Raw genomic sequence first — 18,791 nt, forward strand, 5'->3', positions numbered from 1 at the left:
CGTGCCCATGCGACGCCCGTTTTCCATGCTGCCGCCCTTGCCGCAATCGCTGCTGCCACGCTCGCTGGCCGGGCGCATCTACGCCGTCTTCAGCCTGGCCATGCTGATCTTCATGGGCACCGGCCTGGGCCTGTTCTACCAATACCAGTTCCTGCAGCACATCGAGGAGACCCAGGACACCGCCATGACCCTGGTCGAGGTGGCGACCCAGACCATCGAGGACAGCGTCGTGATCGGCGACTACGACACCGTCCAGCGCACGCTCAACAAGATGCTGTTCCAGTCGCCGTTCAAGCGCGCCGAATTCCTCGACGTGAGCGGCGGCGTGATCCGGGTGCAGGCGCCCGCGGTCACGCGCGCGCCCGCGCCCGACTGGCTGGTGGGGATGATCGCCGCGCAGCTGTATGACGTCAACCGGGTCGCCAACGTCGGCGGCAAGGACTACGGCGTGGTGCGCCTGTCGTTCGACGAGCGCAAGCTGGCCGCGCAGATCTGGACGCTGATCGTGGAAACCGCCAGCCTGGCGGCGGTCGTGTCCATCGTCGCGCTGGCCCTGATGCGCGTGCTGCTCAAGCGCTGGCTGGCCAACCTCGGCCGCCTGCGCTCGTTCGAAGACGACGTCGCCGCCGGCCGCATCCACGCCGAGGCCGACCTGCACCTGGACGCCCCCACCGAGATCCAGGAAGCGATCCGCGCGGTCAATCGCAGCGCCGCCAGCCTGCGCGTGCAGTACGGCCAGCGCATCGACTCGCTGATGAACTCCCTCGTGCAGCACAAGAGCGCGCTCGACCAGGCCGCGATCGTGTGCGAGCTCGACGCGGATGGACGCATCGTCGCCGTCAACGACCTGTTCGTCGACAACAGCGGCTTCGAGCGCGCCCAGCTGCTCGGCCTGGCCTTGAGCGAGATCTGCATGCCGGCCACCGGCATCGCACCCTGGGTCCCGGGCGCCGAGGTGTGGAACGGCGAGATCGCGATCGCCGGCCGGGGCGGGCTGCGCCAGTGGTACCGCACCATCGTGCCGATCTTCGACGCCGGCGGCGCCGTCGAGCGCTACATCTGCATCGACATCGACATCAGCGAACGCAAGGAATTCGAGCGCGCGATCGTCGAGAACGCCCGGCGCCAGACCCTGATCGCCGACCTCGGACGCAAGGCGCTGGCCGCCAACGATCTCGACGAACTGCTGCAGGACGCCGTGCATACCGCCGCGCGCGGGCTGGGCACGACGTGCGCGGCGTTGTTCGAAGTGCGCGGCCACCAGCTGCTGCTGCGGGCCGGCGCCGGCCGCCTGGCCCAGGCCCGGGGCCTGCAACTGGTCTGCCCGGCGCAACCGCTGGACGGCGACGGCGCCCCCTTGCGCGCATGGTTCCGGCCGCTGGGCGCGCTGCACGGCCTGGACGCCGGGCTGGACACCGGCATCGTCTGCGAAGATCGTGTGTTCGGCGTGATCGGCGTGTATGCCGACGGCGCGCGCGCGTTCGGCGAGGACGACGTCAACTTCCTGACCAGGATCGCGCACATCCTGGCCACCGCGGTCGAGCGCCAGGACGCCAGGGACCGCCTGACCTGGCTGGCCCAGTACGACTCGCTGACCAACCTGCCGAACCGGCGCAGGCTGTCCACCAGCCTGGAAGAGGCCATCGGGCGCGCGGCGCAAAGCGGCCAGCGCACGGCGGTGATGTTCGTCGACCTGGACCGCTTCAAGAACGTCAACGACATGCTCGGCCACGGCGTCGGCGACCAGCTGCTGGTGCAGGCCGCCAAGCGCCTCGAGGCCTGCGCCGGACCCGCCGACGTGGTGGCGCGCCTGGGCGGCGACGAGTTCGCGCTGGTGCTGCCGTCCGTGGTCGGGAACGCGGATGCGGCCAGCGTCGCCGAACGCGTGGTCGAGGCGCTGGCCCAGCCCTTCTACCTCGAAGGCCAGCCGCTGTTCGTCTCGGCCAGCGTCGGCATCGCCACCTATCCGGAAGACGGGGGCGACGCCGAAACCCTGCTCAAGAACGCCGACACCGCGATGTACGGCGCCAAGAACAACGGCCGCAACAACTACCAGTTCTACGCCGCGGCGATGCACGAGAGCACCGCCCAGCGCCTGCAGCTCGAATCGCAGCTGCGCCAGGCGCTCGAGCGCGGCGAATTCCTGCTGCACTACCAGCCCAAGCTCGACCTGGCCGCTGGCAGCATCAGCGGTTTCGAGGCGCTGCTGCGCTGGAACCACCCGCAGCGCGGGCTGGTGCCGCCGCTCGAGTTCATCCCGATCCTGGAAGAGACCGGCCTGATCATCCAGGTCGGCGAATGGGTGATCGAAGAGGTGTGCCGCCAGTTGCGCGAGTGGGAAGCGCAAGGCATGGCGCTGGCGCCGATGGCGATCAACCTGTCGGCGCGCCAGCTGCAGCAGGACGACCTGGTCGGCGCGGTCGAACGCATCGTGCGCGCCGCCGGCATCGACCCGACGCTGCTCGAGTTCGAGCTGACCGAGTCGATGCTGATGACGAACCCGGAAGCCGCGGTCGAGACGCTGTCGCGCATCAAGGCGCTCGGCATGCGCTTGTCGGTCGACGACTTCGGCACCGGCTACTCCAGCCTGGCCTACCTGAAGCGCTTCCCGCTGGACGCCTTGAAGATCGATCGCACCTTCGTGCGCGACCTGCCGGGCGACAGCGACGACGCGGCGATCACCAAGGCCGTGATCCTCCTGGCGCACAGCCTGAACCTGAAAGTGGTGGCCGAAGGCGTCGAGAACGTCGAGCAGATCCGCGAGCTGGAAAAATACGACTGCGACGAGATCCAGGGCTACTACATCGGCCGCCCGGTTCCCGGCGCCGACTGCGCCCGGCTGCTGGCGCGCGAGCAGGTGCAGCCGGCGTGAGCCGGGTCCGGTAAAATAAGCGTCTCCCTGCCCTTACCGTCACCGAACATGCAAGCCATCCACCCAAACCCGGCCCAGGCCGCGCGCGCCCTCCAGGCGGCGCAGCGCGTCGACGCCATCGAACCGTTCCGCGTCATGGAAATGGTGAAGGCCGCCGCCGCCATGCGCGCCGACGGCATCGACGTGATCAGCATGAGCGTCGGCGAACCCGACTTCACCGCCCCCGACATGGTCGCCCAGGCCGCGATGGACGCGATCAAGAGCGGCGCGACCCAGTACACCGAGTCGCTCGGCTTGAGCGCCCTGCGCGAGGCGATCGCGGGCCACTACCGCGCCTGCGGCCTGGACATCGATCCGCGCCGCATCATCGTCACCGCCGGTGCCTCGGCCGGGCTGCTGCTGGCCTGCGCCGCGCTGGTCTCGGAAGGCGACCAGGTCCTGATGCCGGATCCATGCTACCCGTGCAACCGCCATTTCGTGACGGCCTTCGGCGGCAAGCCGATCCTGCTGCCCTCGGGCGCCGACGAACGCTACCAGCTGACCGCAGCGATGGCGGACGCGGCCTGGGGCGAGCGCACGCGCGGCGTGCTGGTGGCGTCGCCGTCGAACCCGACCGGCACCTCGATGACGCCGCAGCAGACCCGGGATCTGCTCGCGGCCGTGCGCGCGCGCGGCGGTTTCGCCATCGTCGACGAGATCTACCAGGGCCTGTCGTATGACGAAAAACCGGTCAGCGCCTTGTCGTTCGGCGACGACGTCATCACCGTCAACAGTTTTTCCAAGTACTTCAACATGACCGGCTGGCGCCTGGGCTGGCTGGTGGTGCCGGACAGCCTGGTGCCGACCTTCGAGAAGCTGGCGCAGAACCTGTTCATCTGCGCGCCGACCATCGCCCAATACGCGGCGCTGGCCTGCTTCAAGCCGGAAGCGATCGCGATCTTCGAGGCGCGCCGCCTGGAGTTCCAGCGCCGCCGCGACTTCCTGGTGCCGGCGCTGCGCGAACTGGGCTTTTCGATTCCGGTGACGCCGGACGGCGCCTTTTACGTGTACGCAGACATCGCCGGGCTGAACCACCCGCTGGCATCGGACAGCAGCGCCTTCGGCATGGCGGTCCTGAAGGACGCGCACGTGGCGATCGTGCCCGGCGACGACTTCGGCTTCGCCGCGCCGGAGCGCCATGTGCGCTTTTCCTACGCTACCCAGTACGAGCGCATCGAGCAGGCGGTCGAGCGCCTGGGCCGTATCCTCCGATAGGGACGCGCGCTCACACCCGCGCCGCGGCCCCGACCACGTTCAGCAGCGCCTCGGCGCTGACCGGCTTGACCAGGTAATGGTCGAAGCCGGCCTCGAGGCCGCGCGCGCGGTCCTCGGGCTGGCCATAGCCGCTGACGGCGATTGCCAGCGGGCTGCTGCCGTCGTTGGCGGCGCGCAGCGTGCGGATCAGGCCCAGGCCATCCAGGCCCGGCAGGCCGATGTCGCACACCAGCACCTCGCAGGGCCGCTCGAGCGCGGCGGCCAGGCCGCTGCGCCCGTCGGCCGCGGTCGTGACCTCGTGGCCGGCCGATTCGAGGCAGGCGGCGAGCATGGCGCGCGTGTCCGGATTGTCTTCCACCACCAGCACGCGGCGCGGACCGCCGCAGCGCATGGCCGCGTCCGGTGCCCGCCCGCCCGGCACGCCGGCGCTGCGCGGCAGGCGCACCGTGAAGCGGCTGCCGCGGCCCGGACCGGCGCTGGAGGCTTCGACGCTGCCGCCATGCATCGTGACCAGGTTGCGCACCACGTTCAGGCCCACGCCCAGCCCGCCCTCCGAGCGCGCCAGCGAGCGCGGCCCCTGCGTGAACAGGTCGAACAGATAGGGGATGATTTCCGGCGCGATGCCGTTGCCGTTGTCCTCGACCAGCACCACGGCGGCATCGCCGTCCGCATAGGCGCGCAGGCGCAGCTGGCCGCCGTCGCCGGTGTACTTGGAGGCGTTGCCGAGCAGGTTGCTGAACACCTGGGCCAGCCGCACCGGATCGCCGTCGACCACCAGCGCCTCGTCGGGAAGTTCGACCTGCACGGCCTGGCCACGACCCTGGATGCCCGGCTGGACCGTGTCGAGCGCGTGCTGCAGCACTTCGCCCAGCGCCAGCGGCTCGCGCGCCAGCTTGATCTTGCCGCTGCTGATGCGCGCGGCATCCAGCAGGTCGTCCAGCAGCTTGGCCATGTGCTCGACCTGGCGCCCGATCACCTTCGACAGGCGCGACAGCTGGGCCGGATTGGCGCCGCTGCGCTCGAGCAGCGAGGCCGCCATGCTGATCGGCGAGAGCGGGTTGCGCAGCTCGTGCGCCAGCATCGCCAGGAATTCGTTCTGGCGGCGGTTGGCGGCCTCGGCCTCTTCGCGCAGCTGCTCGGCGGTGACGGTGGCGAGCACCAGATGCTGGTTGGCTTCGCGCATCTGCTCGCAGGCCTCTTCGATGCGGCGCTTTTCCTGCTCGGCCCGCTCCAGCGCCTCGCTCTTTTGCCCTAGCCGGGCTTCGAGCGCGTGGATACGGTTGAGCAAAAAGTCCTGCGGCAGGCCGCGCTGCTGAGGAGCGCCCGGATCATCGTCGTATGGCTGTTCCATGGCTCCTCGTCTATGCTCAGCTGGCGCGCGGTCGCGGCCAGCCGGTCAGGATGCCCTCGTAGGGCGCGGCGTGCGGCTCGATGTCGATACCGCGGTCGGTGATATGGAATTCGCGCACGTCGTTGCTGTGGTCGCACCCACGCACCTTCACGACGGTCAGGAACTTGCGCAGCGACCCGCCGACCTCGGCGAAGCGCATCGCGACCACGGCGTCGGTCAGGAAGCACAGCTCGTCGGGACTCAGGCGCATCAGGCCGCGCATCTCGTCGATCCCGACCACGACCACGGTGCTGACGCCGCGCTTGGCCAGCGCGCTGAGCGTGCGGAACACGGCCAGGCGCAGGTCGGCGCGCGCCTCGGGCGCGAGGTACAGTTCGATCTCGGACAGCGAGTCGAGCACCACGCGGGTGGCGCCCAGCCGGTCGATGGCTTCCATCAGGTCGTCCAGCAGCTCTTCGATGCTGAGCGACAGCGAGCGCGTCTCGACCACGGCGACCTGGCCGGCCTGGACCATGTCGGCCAGCTCGGCGTTGCGCAAGCGCGAGGTGCCTTTTTCGAAGTACACGGCCACGCCCTTTTCACCCTGCGCGGCGCCGGCCATCAGGAAGCGCGTCGCCAGGATGGTCTTGCCGATGCCGGTCGGGCCGGAGGCCAGCAGCGTATGGCCCTGCGGCAGCCCGCCCAACAGCATCTCGTCCAGTTCCGGCACGCCGGTCGGAATCCGGCGCGGCTCACGGTCGATCGGGGTGCCGGAGCGGCGGTCTTCGGCCAGCGGCGGCAGCACGCGCGGGTAGACGCGGATGCCGTCGTCGGTGATGCGCATCGTGTGCGCGCCGGCCATGTGGGCCTGGCCGCGCATCTTGTTGACGCGAATCTTGCGCAGCGTGGAATTGTCGTCGTTCGACTGCGCCAGCGTGATCATGCCGTCGGCCACGGTGATGATCGGATGGGCTTCGACGTCGCCCTGGGCATACTCGCCGATCAGGAAGGTGGTGGCCTGCCAGGTCGCCATGCGCGAGCCGAGCTCCTGGATGAATTCCTGCAGATGGGTCACGCCGACGTTGTCGTCGCGCGCGCTCTGCACGACCGAGCGGAACGAGTCGACGAATACCAGGCCGGGCTGGAAGTCCTCGACCTCGCGCATGATACGCTCCAGCACGCCGCTGAAGTGGCCGGCGCGCAGGTCGTCGGCCAGGTTGACGTAGCGGACCGCGGAGCCGACCTTGTCCATGTCGAAGAAAGCGAACTGCTGCTGGTAGCGCAGCATCTTCAGCGGCGGCTCGCCCAGCACGGTGAAGAACAGGGCGCGCCGCTCCTGGCTGGCAAGCGAGAACATGATGTGGTGCGCGAGCGTGGTCTTGCCGCTGCCGGGCGCGCCTGCGATCAGCGTGAAGGCGAACTCGGTCAGGCCGCCGCCCAGCAGGACGTCGAGCCCCGGCACTCCAGTGCTCAAGCGCCCCAAGCGTACTTTATCGGTCATTTATTCTGCTCCTGTGCATCTTCCGGTCGCGATGGACTCTCCTTGGCCGTCGCCAGCAACCGTGCCGTCAACGCGTCTCCCACCAGGGCGGTCAGCTGCCTGGTGAAGGTCGCCAGCAATTCTGCGTTTGCAATCCGGGCTTCCGCCGGGTCGACCGCCGCTACGGCCGCTTCCAGCGCGGCTAGCAGCGCGGCGGCCGACTTGCCTGAGGCAACGGCGCCGATCCATTCATAGCGGGCGGCAAGCAAGCGGGTCGCGCGCCCGAACAGCGCGCAAAACCCCAGCTCTCCGATCAGCGGCACCAATTGCTCGCCGATCCGCCGCCAGGGCGCCATCCACTGGCGCACCTCGTCGGCGGGTCCCGAGCCAGGGCCGCGACCGCTCGTTTGCCGCGTGTTCTCGTCTCTTTCCATTCAGGCCAGTGAACTGGTAGTTATTGATGCGGCATTAAAAGTCTGCCCAAAACGGCAGGTGCACGAATTATAGCGAGATCGACAAATACCCGGGTCCCGTTAGACACATTTATTTCGTGACAAGCCCGGCGTCCGTTCACATTTGCCGCGACGCATTCCGGCTGCTACCATCGGGTTTGCCTTGATACAACCACAACCCACCCAATGCCCCCTCTCCGCCCTGCCCGCCTGCCCGTCCTGTCCGCCCTATTCGCCGCCGCACTGCTGACCTGCGCCGCCTACGCGGCCCCGCAAGCCGCCGCAGTCAAACCTGCAAGCGCACCACCCGTCCTGGAAGCGCCGCTGCGCGCCCACCTGGCCTTCCTGTCAGACGACCTGCTCGAGGGCCGCGGCACCGGCCAGCACGGCGGCGCGCTCGCGGTGCGCTATCTCGAGACCCAGGCCGCGGCGGTGGGCCTGCAGCCGCTGCCGGGCGGCGGCTACCGCCAGAAGGTCGAGATGGTCGGCGAGAAGACCCTGCCCGGCTCGAGCCTGCGCTTGATGGCCGGCGGCAAGACGATCGACGCGCGCTTCGGCGCCGACGTCGTGTTCGGCAACGCCAACGGCCAGGCGCAGACGACCGTGGACGCGCCGCTGGTGTTCGTCGGCTACGGCATCGACGCGCCGGACGAGCGCTGGAACGACTTCGCCGGCGTCGACCTGAAAGGCAAGCTGCTGGTGGCGATGGTCAACGACCCGCAGCCGACCAGCGCCGAGCCGAACCGCTTCGGCGGCGAGTCGCTGACCTATTACGGCCGCTGGACCTACAAGTTCGAGGAGGCGGTGCGCCAGGGCGCGGCCGGCATCCTGCTGATCCATACCACTGCCTCGGCCTCGTATCCGTGGACGGTGCCGGCCAACAGCTTCACGCACGAGCAGTTCCACCTGGCCGGCCAGGGCAACGCGCTGCAGGGCTGGATCAGCGAAGACATGGCGCGCACGCTGTTTGCCGCCGCCGGCCAGGACCTGGACGCCTTGCGCGCCCGGGCCGAGGTGCGCGGCTTCCGGCCGGTCGACCTGAAGGCGACGCTGCAGGCCTCGTTCAAGAGCGCGGTGCGCACCATGGTCGAATACAACGTGGCCGGCATCGTGCCCGGCGCCGACCCGGCGCTGCGCGAGCAGGCGGTGGTCTACTCGGCGCACTGGGACCACCTCGGCATCGACCCCGACAACGGCAAGCCGGACCACATCTGGAACGGCGCCATCGACAACGGCTCGGGCACCGCCGCCCTGCTGGCGATGGCGCAGGCCGCGGCCAGCCATCCGGCGCGCCGCACCCAGATCTTCCTGTGGCCCTGCGCCGAGGAACAGGGCCTGCTCGGCGCCGCCGGCTACGTGCGCAACCCGGTCTGGCCGCTGGCCAAGACCGCGGCCGACCTGAACCTGGACAGCCTGAATTTCGTGGGCCGCACGCGCGACATCGGCGTGCCCGGCGCCGAGCGCAGCTCGCTATACGCCACCTCGGAGGGAGTCGCCAGACAGATGGGCCTCACGCTGGCGGCGCCGACCCCGGACCTGGGCGGCTCCTACTTCCGCGCCGACCACTTCGAGTTCGCCAAGGCCGGCGTGCCGGCCTTTAACGTCGGCTCGGCCGTGTTCTCGGGCGACGGCAAGTTCACCTTCGAGCACGACCAGGCCGGCTCCGAGGCGAAGATGCGCGCCTTTACCAAGGATTATCACCAGGTCAGCGACGAGTACCATCCGGAATGGGACCTGTCGGGCATGGTCCAGCAGGCGCAATTCACGCTCAACCTCGGCTACGCGGTCGCCAACGCCCCGGCCATGCCGACCTGGAAAGCCGGCGACGCCTTCGGCAAGGTGAAGCGCTGATGAAGAACCTGCCCATCATGACGCGCGCCATGCTCGCCGCCGCGGTCTCGGCCGCCCTCGCCGTCGCCTTCACCGCGACTCTCCCCGCGGCGCTGGCCCAGCCGGCGCCGGCCGCGAGCCCGTCCACGAACCCCGCCGACGCCCGCTTCCAGGCCATCTACAAGCAGGAATGGAAGTGGCGCGCCGCACAAGGCCTGGCCGACGACGAAGACCTCGAGCCCGAGGCGCGCGCCAATGCCGCATCGACGCTGCCGCACGTGGACGCGCGCACGCAGGCGGCGCGCCTGGCCTACTGGCAGGGCGTGCTTCGCCAGCTCGACGCGCTCCAACCCGCCGAGCTGTCGCCGCCCGAGCAGATCAACTATGCCGTGTACCGCGCCCAGATCGCCGCGTTTGCCGCAGCCCAGCGCTTTCGCGAGTACGAGCAGCCGGTCAACGCCGACAGCGCCTTCTGGTCCGACATCACCTACATCGCGCGCCATCCATTCAAAACCGAGGCCGAGTACCGCCGCTACCTCGCCGAACTGGCCGACATGCCGCGCTACTTCAACGAGGCGCTGGCCAACATGCGCGCCGGCCTGGCGCGCGGCTTCACCTCGCCCAAGGTGACCCTGGCCGGGCGCGAAGCCCCGCTGGTCGCCGTCAGCCAGGCCAAGCCCGAAGACACGGTCTGGTTCAAGCCCTTCCAGGACATGCCGGCGACGATTCCCGCCGCCGAGCAGGCGCGCCTGCGCGAACAGGGCCTCAAGGCGATCCGCGAATCGGTGCAGCCGGCCTACACCGCCGCCCTGGCCTTCTGGCGCGACGATTACTACCCGCACGCGCGCACCGCGCTGGCGGCCGAGAGCCTGCCCGACGGCAAAGCCTACTACCAGTCGAAGATCGTCGAGTTCACCACGACGTCATTGACCCCGGCGCAGATCCACGAACTGGGCTTGTCGGAGATGGCGAAGATCCGCGCCGAGATGCAGCAGACCATGGCGCAAGCCGGCTTCAAGGGCGACCTGCCGGCCTTCCTGGCCTTCCTGCGCAGCGACCCGCAGTTCTACGCCAAGACGCCGGACGAACTCCTGATGCGCGCCGCCTGGATCGCCAAGAAGTTCGACGGCAAGGCCGACCAGTACTTCGGCTACCTGCCGCGCCGGCGCTTCGCGGTCGTGCCGGTGCCGGCGGACCAGGCGCCCTACTACACCTCGGCGCGCGGCGGTCCCGGCATCTACCTGGTCAACACCTACAACCTGCCGGCGCGCGCACTGTATTCGCTGCCGGCGCTGACGCTGCACGAATCGGCGCCGGGCCACGCCTTCCAGATGCCGGTGGCGATGGAGCAGCAAGGCGTGCCGCCGTTCCGCCGCGCCTACATCTCGGCCTATGGCGAAGGCTGGGCGCTGTACTGCGAGCGCCTGGGCAGCGAGATGGGCATGTACGAGACGCCGTACGAGACCTTCGGGATGCTGAGCTACCAGGCCTGGCGCGCCGCGCGCCTGGTGGTCGACACCGGCATCCATGCGATGGGCTGGACGCGCGAACAGGCGCAAGCCTACATGATGGAGAACACCGCCCTGTCCGAGCACGAGATCGAGACCGAGGTCGACCGCTACATCTCCTGGCCCGGCCAGGCGCTGTCCTACTACCTCGGCGAAAAGGCGATCCTCGACGCGCGCCACAAGGCGGAAAGCGCGCTCGGGCCGAAGTTCGACATCCGCAACTTCCACGATACCGTGCTGCAGATGGGCGCGGTGCCGCTGCCGGTGCTGTCAAGCCGGATCGACCGCTTCATCGCCGAGGGTGGGCACAGTCCTTATTCCATCAAGTAGGCGCTCACGCTTGTTCTTCGTGACTTTTAAATACGTGCCGTCTGAATGAAACAAACCCAGTTTAAAAAAAAGAGGTTTTACAAAGGCCGCTCCCAAGGAAGAGGGTCTACTTCCCGCTCTACAGGACATCACTGGGCTCATCCCCAAAAGTACGGCGTTTTTTGTTGGATTGACGGGTTTCGCTTACTACAGCGGATGGCGCGAGGCGGACGCCTACTACTCCACACTGGGTGCTCAGTGGGTTGTCTCAAGTTTGCCGCCTTTTGCATTTCTTGTGCTCAGCGCCGGCACGATCACGACTATCCTTATGTGCTCATTCATCGCGCTACAGTTAATATCGACAAAAAAAGTGTCCGGAAGGTTTGTAGCATTTGCCGGTCTTGCAATCGTTCTCTTGGCTTTAGTCTCTCAGTTTTCCTATAAGCTTCTTCCAGCACGATTCAATACGCCTGCCACTGCATGGGAATTTGAACAAGCGCACGCATCGCTTTTGGCGGTAGCAGCAGGCATATTTTTAGCCGAGGCGGTATCGAAGTTTCAACGAGCAAAACAAGAATGGTCGCACGCCGTCGTCTATACGATGTATCTAGCGCTCCTTTACGGGCTCGACCAAGGCCCTGCCGATCACGGCAGAGACCGGGCACGTTATTATCTGTCGACCTCGTGCGAAGATTTGCCTATCGCAGTTACCAATGAATCCGTCCAGATGAAATGGCGACTAATCGACTTAGTGGGGCAAAATGCCTTGTTAATACAAATACCAATCACGGGAAAGCACCCAATCTTTCGCATGATACAAACTAAAGACATTATCGAGTTACAAACATCACCATCCGAAAAGAACGGCAGCGTGCGGTAAGCGCACCCTGACTTGGTAATGTCTGGTTAGCCGCCATGTGAAAACTTACGCCCGATCGACGACCGATATGGACCAGCGTTCGATTTCTCGTATAGGTTCCTCACGTAGGCACAGTTAACCGACCGCTACCATTGGATACGTGCGCTTTTGGCCGGGTGCGCTCGGTCGTATGGCACAGTACAGGAAAATTTTGCCATTTTAGAAATAAACTTGTTTTGTCAGACACGTTAAAACTACAGCCACCCCGTCCGCTGGCGTTGTCTTCATACTAAAATGATAGCGCCAACAACAATGACGAGGAGATACGATGATCGACAAGAATCGACGCAGTCTGGTCCTGGCCGCCGGCGGCGCGCTGGCGGCGGGCACGATGGGAAGCGCGGGAGCCTGGGCGCAGGCGGCGGGAGGCGGCGCCGAGCGCAAGCTGGGTTACGCGGTGGTCGGCCTGGGCTCGTACGGCCTGGGCATGATCATCCCGCAATTCAAGAACTGCAAGAACAGCCGCCTGGTCGGCCTGGTCAGCGGCGACCCGGCCAAGGCCAAGCGCGTGGCCGCCGAATACGGCGTCCCGGAAAAGAACATCTACAACTACCAGAACTACGACAGCATCCGCGACAACCCGGACATCGACATCGTCTATGTCTGCCTGCCCGTGTCGATGCACGCCGAGTACACGATCCGTGCCGCCAAGGCCGGCAAGCACGTGATGTGCGAGAAGCCGATGGCGGTGTCGTCCGCCGAATGCGAGGCGATGATCGCCGCCTGCCGCCAGGCCGGCAAGAAGCTGATGATCGGCTACCGCTGCCACTTCGAGCCGACCAATCTGGAAGCGATCCGGCGCGCGCGCGCGGGCGAGATCGGCAAGCTGCGCTACTTCCGCTCCGAACACGGCTTCAACTTCGGCAACCCGGACGCCTGGCGCCTCAAGAAGGCGATGTCGGGCGGCGGCTCGCTGATGGACATGGGCATCTATGCCCTCAACGCCTCGCGCTACATGACCGGCGAGGAGCCGGTGGCGGTGTACGCGGTCGAGAGTACCGACAAGAAGGATCCGCGTTTCCGCGAGGTCGAGGACCGCATCGCCTTCGAGCTGGAATTCCCGTCGGGCGTCATCGGTTCGTGCATGTCGATGTACAGCGCGGCCCAGAACCACATCCTGCTGATGGGCGACAAGGGCCGCATCGAGCTCGAACCGGCCACCGCCTACCACGGCAACAAGCTGTGGGTCGGCAACGGCCACGGCGACGACAAGAACGAAGTCACGCCGCCGCCCGGCCCCGGCGCGACCCAGTGGGCCGGCCAGCTCGACCACCTGTCGCAATGCGTGCTGCAGAACCGCGAGCCGATCGTCGGCGGCGAGGAAGGCTTGCGCGACATCCGCATCATCGAGGCGATCTACCGCTCGGCGCGCGAAAAGCGCCGCATCGCGCTCGGGCCGGACGCGCGCATGGTCTGACGCCGAGCATCTAACAAACCCTCAGGGCAAGGCGCGTCGGCGAAGACAGTACGCTAGTACGGCGAGACGATGCAACGCAGCCATGGGGGATTTGTTAGGGCTCAGTAAGGCATGCCGCTGACGGGCAGGTGTATCTGCCACAGGGCGCCGGCGCCGGTGATGTACAGCGTCTGGTGATCGATCCCGCCGAAGGCCGCGTTGGTGACGTTGGCGTCGACGCGGATCGTCGCCAGCTCTTTTCCCTGCGGCGAGAACACGCGCACGCGGCGCGCCGGGTGTTCGGCGATGTAGATGTCGCCGTGGCAGTCGATCGTCATGCCGTCGGCGCTGTCCAGGCCCGCGATCAGTTCCTTGCCCGCCTGCGGCACGCCGTTCACGATCGAATGCGCCAGCAGCTTGCCGTCGCTGGCGTTCACGTACAGCACGTCCCCGGCGGGGGACAGCGCGATACCGTTCGGGTTCTTGCGGGCGCCGTCGACCAGCGTCACCTTGCCGTCGACGCCGACGCGGTAGGTGCCGGTCACCGGCTGCCCGCCGGGCGCCGCGGCCTGCTGGTAGTCGGGGTCGGTGAAGTAGATCGTGCCGTCCTGGGCGATCGCGATGTCGTTGGGCGAATCGAACACCTGGCCCTGGTATTGACCGGCGATGGTGCTGCGGGTGCCGCCCGGCAGCGCGTAGCGGCTCAGCGCCTTGTACTTGTGGGTCGCGGCGACGATGTTGCCCTGGGCGTCGACCGCCAGGCCGTTGCTGCCGCTGTCCTCCAGCGCCGTGCTGACCGTGCCGTCGAGGGCCAGCTTGCGGATGCGCGAGGGGAAGCCGGGACCGAAGCCGAAGTCGGAGAAGTACAGCGCATCCTTGATCCAGACCGGGCCTTCGTACAGGCCGGCCGCGGTGCGCGACGGCTTGACCGCGGCGACGCGTTCGGCCTTCAATTCGCCCGAGGGCGCGGGGCCGCAGGCCGGCGCGGCCTGGGCCGCCATGAACGGAACGTTGGCCAGCGCGGCCAGCAAGACTGCGTTACGAAGAGCGCTCAAAACAACCTCACTTTCAGTTGGACGGAGATGCCGCCATACAGGCGGCCCTTGTAGCTCGGGACGATGCCGACGTTGACGCCGACCCGTTGGTACTCGTAGGTCGCGGTCGGGATCGCGGCCGGGAACCAGCCGCCGCCACGCATGCGCGGGTAGCCGTTGAAGGCCGCGAGCGCCGCGCCCAGCCGGATCGGGCCGAACGCGTACGGCTGCCAGATCACGCCCGCGTAGTCGGACCAGGCGCGGTCGCTGTTGACGAAGCCGCCGGCGCTGAGCGCCGCCGTGGTCGAAACCCGGTATTCGAAGGCGACGCCGCGGTTGCCGCCGTTGAGGTTGCGGCGACGGTTGAAATGCTCGGTGGCGAAACCGCTGTCGAGCCAGAACCCGCTGGCCTGCACGGCGTCGATCTTGTGAAACCCGGCGCCGCCCTCCCCCTGCGCCGGGTCTTGCGCCCGCGCCTGCGCGCACGCACACGCAGCCAGCGCCAGCGCGCAAGTCATGAGCCTGGCGCTCAATCGTCGGCCTTCGGATCGAGGTCGGGGAACATCACTTCGGTGAATCCGAAGCGGGAAAAGTCGCGGATGCGCATCGGATACAGGATGCCCAGCAAATGATCGACCTCGTGCTGCACCACGCGCGCATGGAAGCCCTCGACCTCGCGCCGGATCGGCGCGCCGTACTGGTCGAAGCCTTCGTAGCGCAGGCGGGTATAGCGCGGCACGCTGCCGCGCAGGCCGGGCACCGACAAGCAGCCTTCGAAGCCCTCTTCCATCTCATCCGAGAGGGGCGTGAGGGTCGGATTGACCAGCACGGTCTCGGGCACGGCGGGCGCATCCGGATAGCGCTGGTTCTTGCCGAAGCCGAAGATCACCACCTGCACATCGACGCCGATCTGCGGCGCGGCCAGGCCGGCGCCGTCGACCGCATGCATGGTCTCGAACAGGTCGGCGACCAGCGCATGCAGCTCGGGCGTGTCGAATTGCCGGACGGGCTGGGCGACGCGCAGCAGGCGCCCATCGCCCATCTTGAGGATCTCGCGGATGGCCATGCCGTCCTCCGGTCTGGTTACGGTTTGGGGGAAACCTGCAGGTCGGCGCACAGCTGCGCCAGGAACTCGCGGTAGCCTTCGGCGGTCTCCGGATGCTTCATGCCGATCGCCGCGGTCGCCTTCAGGTAGCCGAGCTTCGAGCCGCAATCATAACGCTGTCCGGCGTAGCGGTAGGCCAGCACGCGCTCCCTGGCCATCAATGCGGCGATGCCGTCGGTCAGCTGGATCTCGCCGCCGGCGCCGGTGCCCAGGTTTTCCAGGTGCTCGAAGATCGCGCCCGACAGCACGTAGCGGCCGACCACGGCCAGCGTCGACGGCGCTTCCTCGGGTTTCGGTTTCTCGACGATGGCGCCGACCAGCTCGAGGTCCTGGCGGTAGGGGCTGGCGCCAACGACGCCGTACTGGCGCGTATGCGCGCGCGGCACGTCCTGCACGGCCAGCACACTGCATTTTTCGTAGGCGTACACGTCGGTCATCTGGGCCAGCACCGGCTTGTGGCCATCCGCCGTGTCCATGAAGTCGTCGGCCAGCAGCACGGCGAAGGGCTCGTCGCCGATCACCGGGCGCGCGCACAGCACCGCGTGGCCCAGGCCGAGCGGCGCCGACTGGCGGATGTAGATGCAGTTGACGTTCTTGGGAATCACCTCCCGCACCAGCTTGAGCAGCGCGTCCTTGCCGGCCGCTTCGAGCTCGGACTCGAGCTCGTAGGCCTTGTCGAAATGGTCCTCGATGGCGCGCTTGTTGCGGCCGGTGATGAACACCATCTCGGTGATGCCGGCCGCGACCGCCTCCTCCACCGCGTACTGGATCAGCGGCTTGTCGACGATCGGCAGCATCTCCTTGGGCTGCGCCTTGGTGGCGGGCAGGAAGCGGCTGCCCAGTCCGGCCACCGGGAACACGGCTTTTTTAATCAAGGTCATTCTCTCTCTTTCCTTATGGTGATTCAAGTCGGCTGACCGGCGCGTTCGAGCACCGCCAGCAGGCCCGCTTCGTCCAGCACCGTCACGCCCAGCGATTCGGCCTTGGCCAGCTTGCTGCCGGCTTCCGCGCCGGCGACGACGTACGAGGTCTTCTTCGACACCGAACCCGAGACCTTGCCGCCCAGCGCCTCGATCATGGCGCCGGCCTGGTCGCGCGACATGGTCGGCAGCGTCCCGGTCAGCACGAAGGTCTGGCCGGCCAGCGGGCCGTCGGAACCGGCAGCATCCTGCGGCAGCTGGTCCAGCAATTCCTTGCGCAGTGCGCCCAGGGCCTCGAGCGAGGCGCGGTGCCCGTCACGGCCCATCCAGTCTTCCAGCGACGCCACCAGCGCCTCGGGCAGGCCGAACACGCTGAACACGCGCAGGTGCGCCAGCTCGTCCAGGGTACGTCCGTCCAGCAGCTGGCGCGCGCGCGGCTCGGTCAGCTTCGGGATGCCGGCCGCCGCCAGCAGCGCGACCTCGTCCAGGCGTTCGCGCAGCGCCGCGCGGGGCGCGTGTTCGCCCTGCGGCGCGACCCCGGCCGCCAGCAGCGCGTCGAGCGCCTGCTGGTTCTTCGGCTCGGCGAAAAAGTCGGCGATGGCTTCGGCCACGGTGCCGCCGATGTCGGGCAGCACGCGCAGCAGCGGCTCGGGCGCGCGCCGCACCAGCGCCAGGGTGCCGAGCCAGTCGGCCAGCGTCTTGGCGGTCGACTCGCCGACGTGGCGGATGCCGAGCGCGAACAGCAGGCGCTCCAGCGGCGGGCGCTTGCTGGCCTCGATCGCGGCGAGCAGGTTCTCGGCCCACTTGGTGGCCACCTTGCCGTTCTTGACGGTTTCCGGCGTGGTGCCGTCGCGCTCGTCGGCGACGCGCTTCATGGCGAGCAGGTCGTCGAGGTTCAGGCGGTACAGGTCGGCCACGCTGTGCACCAGGCTGGCCTCGACGAGGCTGTCGATGTAGCGGTCGCCCAGGCCTTCGATGTCCATCATGCGGCGGCCGGCGAAGTGGCGCAGCGCTTCCTTGCGCTGGGCCGCGCAGCTCAAGCCGCCGGAGCAGCGCGCCACCGCCTCGCCCTCTTCGCGCACCACGTGCGAGCCGCACACCGGGCAGGTCGCGGGCAGCGTGTAGACCGGCGGCGCGGGCGTCGGGCGGCGTTCCAGCACCACCGACAGCACCTCGGGGATGACGTCGCCGGCGCGGCGCACCACGACCGTGTCGCCGACGCGCACGTCCTTGCGCCGCACTTCGTCCTCGTTGTGCAGCGTGGCGTTGGTGACCGTGACGCCGCCGACCGACACCGGCGCCAGGCGCGCAACCGGGGTGATGGCGCCGGTGCGGCCGACCTGCACGTCGATCGTCTGCACGGTCGTCAGCGCTTCCTCGGCCGGGAATTTATGGGCCAGCGCGAAGCGCGGCGCGCGCGACACGAAGCCCAGCTCCGCCTGGTCGGCGATGCGGTTGACCTTGTAGACCACGCCGTCGATCTCGTACGGCAGCGACGGGCGCTTCTGCCCGATCTGGCGGAAATAATCGAGCATGCCGGCGCTGCCCGTGACCACCGCGCGCTCTTTCGAGACCGGCAGGCCGAGCCCCTCGAACCATGCGAGCCTGCCGGAATGCGTCGCCGGCATGTCGGCGCCTTCCAGCACGCCGATGCCGTAGGCGAAGAAGCGCAGTTTGCGCTCTGCGGTGATGCGCGCGTCGAGCTGGCGCAGGCTGCCGGCGGCGGCGTTGCGCGGGTTGGCGAATTCCTTCTGTCCGGCGTCGCGCTGGCGCTGGTTCAGGCGCGCGAAGTCTTCCTTGAACATCAGCACTTCGCCGCGCACTTCGAGCACCGTGGGGATATTCTCGCCATGCAGGCGCAGCGGAATCACGCGCACGGTACGGATGTTGGCGCTGACGTCCTCGCCGGTGTAGCCGTCACCGCGCGTGGCGGCCTGCACGAACACGCCGTTCTCGAAGCGCAGGCTGATCGCCAGGCCGTCGAATTTCAGCTCGGCCGAGTAATCAACCTGGGCAGCCGACGTCACGTCCAGGCCTTCGCGTACGCGGCGGTCGAAATTGTCGATGTCCTCGTCGCTAAAGCCGTTGTTCAGCGAGAGCATCGGCAGCGCGTGCGTCACCTGCGAAAATTCCGGGATCGGCGCCGCGCCCACGCGCGAGGTCGGCGAGTCGATCGAGACCGCCTGCGGGTAGCGCTCTTCCAGCGCCTGCAACTCACGGAACAGCTTGTCGTATTCGGCGTCGGGAATCGTCGGCGCGTCCAGCACGTGGTAATTGTAGATGTGCCGGTTCAGCTCTTCGACCAGCCAGGCCATGCGGGCCAGGTCGTCGGGCGCGTCCTGGGGCGACGCCGCTTGGGACACATTGGTCGCTTCGTTCATC

At 67.8% G+C, this 18,791-nt stretch carries 14 protein-coding genes; 6 read left to right on the plus strand and 8 right to left on the minus strand.

Translation table 11 applies throughout. From position 1 onward, the window contains the following. The first annotated feature begins 7 nt into the window (after positions 1–7). Both FA90_RS08505 and FA90_RS08510 read left to right on the plus strand, forming a co-directional pair. Entirely contained in the window at positions 8–2,872 is a 2,865-nt protein-coding gene (locus FA90_RS08505) for a bifunctional diguanylate cyclase/phosphodiesterase (RefSeq protein WP_239701001.1), read from the plus strand. A 48-nt stretch (positions 2,873–2,920) separates the two neighbouring features. Then, positions 2,921–4,126 carry a pyridoxal phosphate-dependent aminotransferase gene (locus tag FA90_RS08510; protein WP_051971589.1) on the plus strand — a complete coding sequence of 402 codons (1,206 nt, stop codon included), beginning with the start codon at positions 2,921–2,923 and terminating at the stop codon, positions 4,124–4,126. A gap of 10 nt (positions 4,127–4,136) precedes the next feature. Here FA90_RS08510 and FA90_RS08515 read toward each other — a convergent pair whose 3' ends face one another. From FA90_RS08515 to FA90_RS08525, 3 genes are read right to left on the minus strand one after another with little or no spacing between them, the layout of a single operon-like run. Then, positions 4,137–5,477 carry a hybrid sensor histidine kinase/response regulator gene (locus tag FA90_RS08515; protein ID WP_051971590.1) on the minus strand — a complete coding sequence of 447 codons (1,341 nt, stop codon included), beginning with the start codon at positions 5,475–5,477 and terminating at the stop codon, positions 4,137–4,139. Positions 5,478–5,493: 16 nt separating this feature from the next. Beyond that, on the minus strand, positions 5,494–6,957 hold the full coding sequence (locus FA90_RS08520) for an ATPase domain-containing protein (RefSeq protein ID WP_036167940.1): 1,464 nt from the start codon (positions 6,955–6,957) through the stop codon (positions 5,494–5,496). Beyond that, positions 6,954–7,292 carry a hypothetical protein gene (locus tag FA90_RS08525; RefSeq protein WP_239700600.1) on the minus strand — a complete coding sequence of 113 codons (339 nt, stop codon included), beginning with the start codon at positions 7,290–7,292 and terminating at the stop codon, positions 6,954–6,956. Before FA90_RS08525 ends, FA90_RS08520 begins: the two co-directional genes overlap by 4 nt. 282 nt (positions 7,293–7,574) lie before the next feature. On the opposite strand from FA90_RS08525, the gene FA90_RS08530 reads away from it, so the two are divergent. The 4 genes from FA90_RS08530 (at position 7,575) to FA90_RS08540 (ending at position 13,371) form a co-directional block, all read left to right on the plus strand. Then, positions 7,575–9,239, plus strand: a complete 1,665-nt coding sequence (locus FA90_RS08530) for a M28 family peptidase (protein WP_036167946.1) — start codon at positions 7,575–7,577, stop codon at positions 9,237–9,239. Continuing rightward, complete coding sequence (locus tag FA90_RS08535) at positions 9,239–11,056, plus strand: DUF885 family protein (protein ID WP_239700602.1); 1,818 nt, start codon at positions 9,239–9,241, stop codon at positions 11,054–11,056. Before FA90_RS08530 ends, FA90_RS08535 begins: the two co-directional genes overlap by 1 nt. A 169-nt stretch (positions 11,057–11,225) precedes the next feature. Continuing rightward, the gene (locus FA90_RS26280; protein ID WP_156116636.1) at positions 11,226–11,915 is read left to right on the plus strand and encodes a hypothetical protein; all 690 of its coding nucleotides are present in this window, start codon (positions 11,226–11,228) and stop codon (positions 11,913–11,915) included. Between the two features lie 307 nt (positions 11,916–12,222). After that, positions 12,223–13,371: a Gfo/Idh/MocA family protein gene (locus FA90_RS08540; RefSeq protein WP_036167949.1), complete on the plus strand. Its 1,149-nt coding sequence runs from the start codon at positions 12,223–12,225 to the stop codon at positions 13,369–13,371. A 101-nt stretch (positions 13,372–13,472) separates the two neighbouring features. On the opposite strand, the gene FA90_RS08545 is transcribed toward FA90_RS08540, so the two are convergent. From FA90_RS08545 to ligA, 5 genes are read right to left on the minus strand one after another with little or no spacing between them, the layout of a single operon-like run. Further along, a complete protein-coding gene (locus tag FA90_RS08545; protein ID WP_036167952.1) occupies positions 13,473–14,405 on the minus strand; it encodes an SMP-30/gluconolactonase/LRE family protein in 933 nt (310 codons plus the stop codon). Continuing rightward, positions 14,402–14,917 carry a hypothetical protein gene (locus FA90_RS08550; RefSeq protein ID WP_239700604.1) on the minus strand — a complete coding sequence of 172 codons (516 nt, stop codon included), beginning with the start codon at positions 14,915–14,917 and terminating at the stop codon, positions 14,402–14,404. The genes FA90_RS08545 and FA90_RS08550 overlap by 4 nt, the downstream gene beginning before the upstream one ends. Further along, on the minus strand, positions 14,914–15,450 hold the full coding sequence (def, locus tag FA90_RS08555; RefSeq protein WP_036167955.1) for a peptide deformylase: 537 nt from the start codon (positions 15,448–15,450) through the stop codon (positions 14,914–14,916). The genes FA90_RS08550 and def overlap by 4 nt, the downstream gene beginning before the upstream one ends. A 17-nt stretch (positions 15,451–15,467) precedes the next feature. Then, on the minus strand, positions 15,468–16,370 hold the full coding sequence (gene galU / locus FA90_RS08560; protein ID WP_036167956.1) for a UTP--glucose-1-phosphate uridylyltransferase GalU: 903 nt from the start codon (positions 16,368–16,370) through the stop codon (positions 15,468–15,470). A gap of 23 nt (positions 16,371–16,393) precedes the next feature. Beyond that, positions 16,394–18,790 carry an NAD-dependent DNA ligase LigA gene (gene ligA / locus FA90_RS08565; RefSeq protein ID WP_036167959.1) on the minus strand — a complete coding sequence of 799 codons (2,397 nt, stop codon included), beginning with the start codon at positions 18,788–18,790 and terminating at the stop codon, positions 16,394–16,396. Position 18,791: the final 1 nt, after the last annotated feature.

The sequence above is a fragment of the Massilia sp. 9096 genome, assembly GCF_000745265.1.
Lineage (GTDB): Bacteria > Pseudomonadota > Gammaproteobacteria > Burkholderiales > Burkholderiaceae_D > Telluria.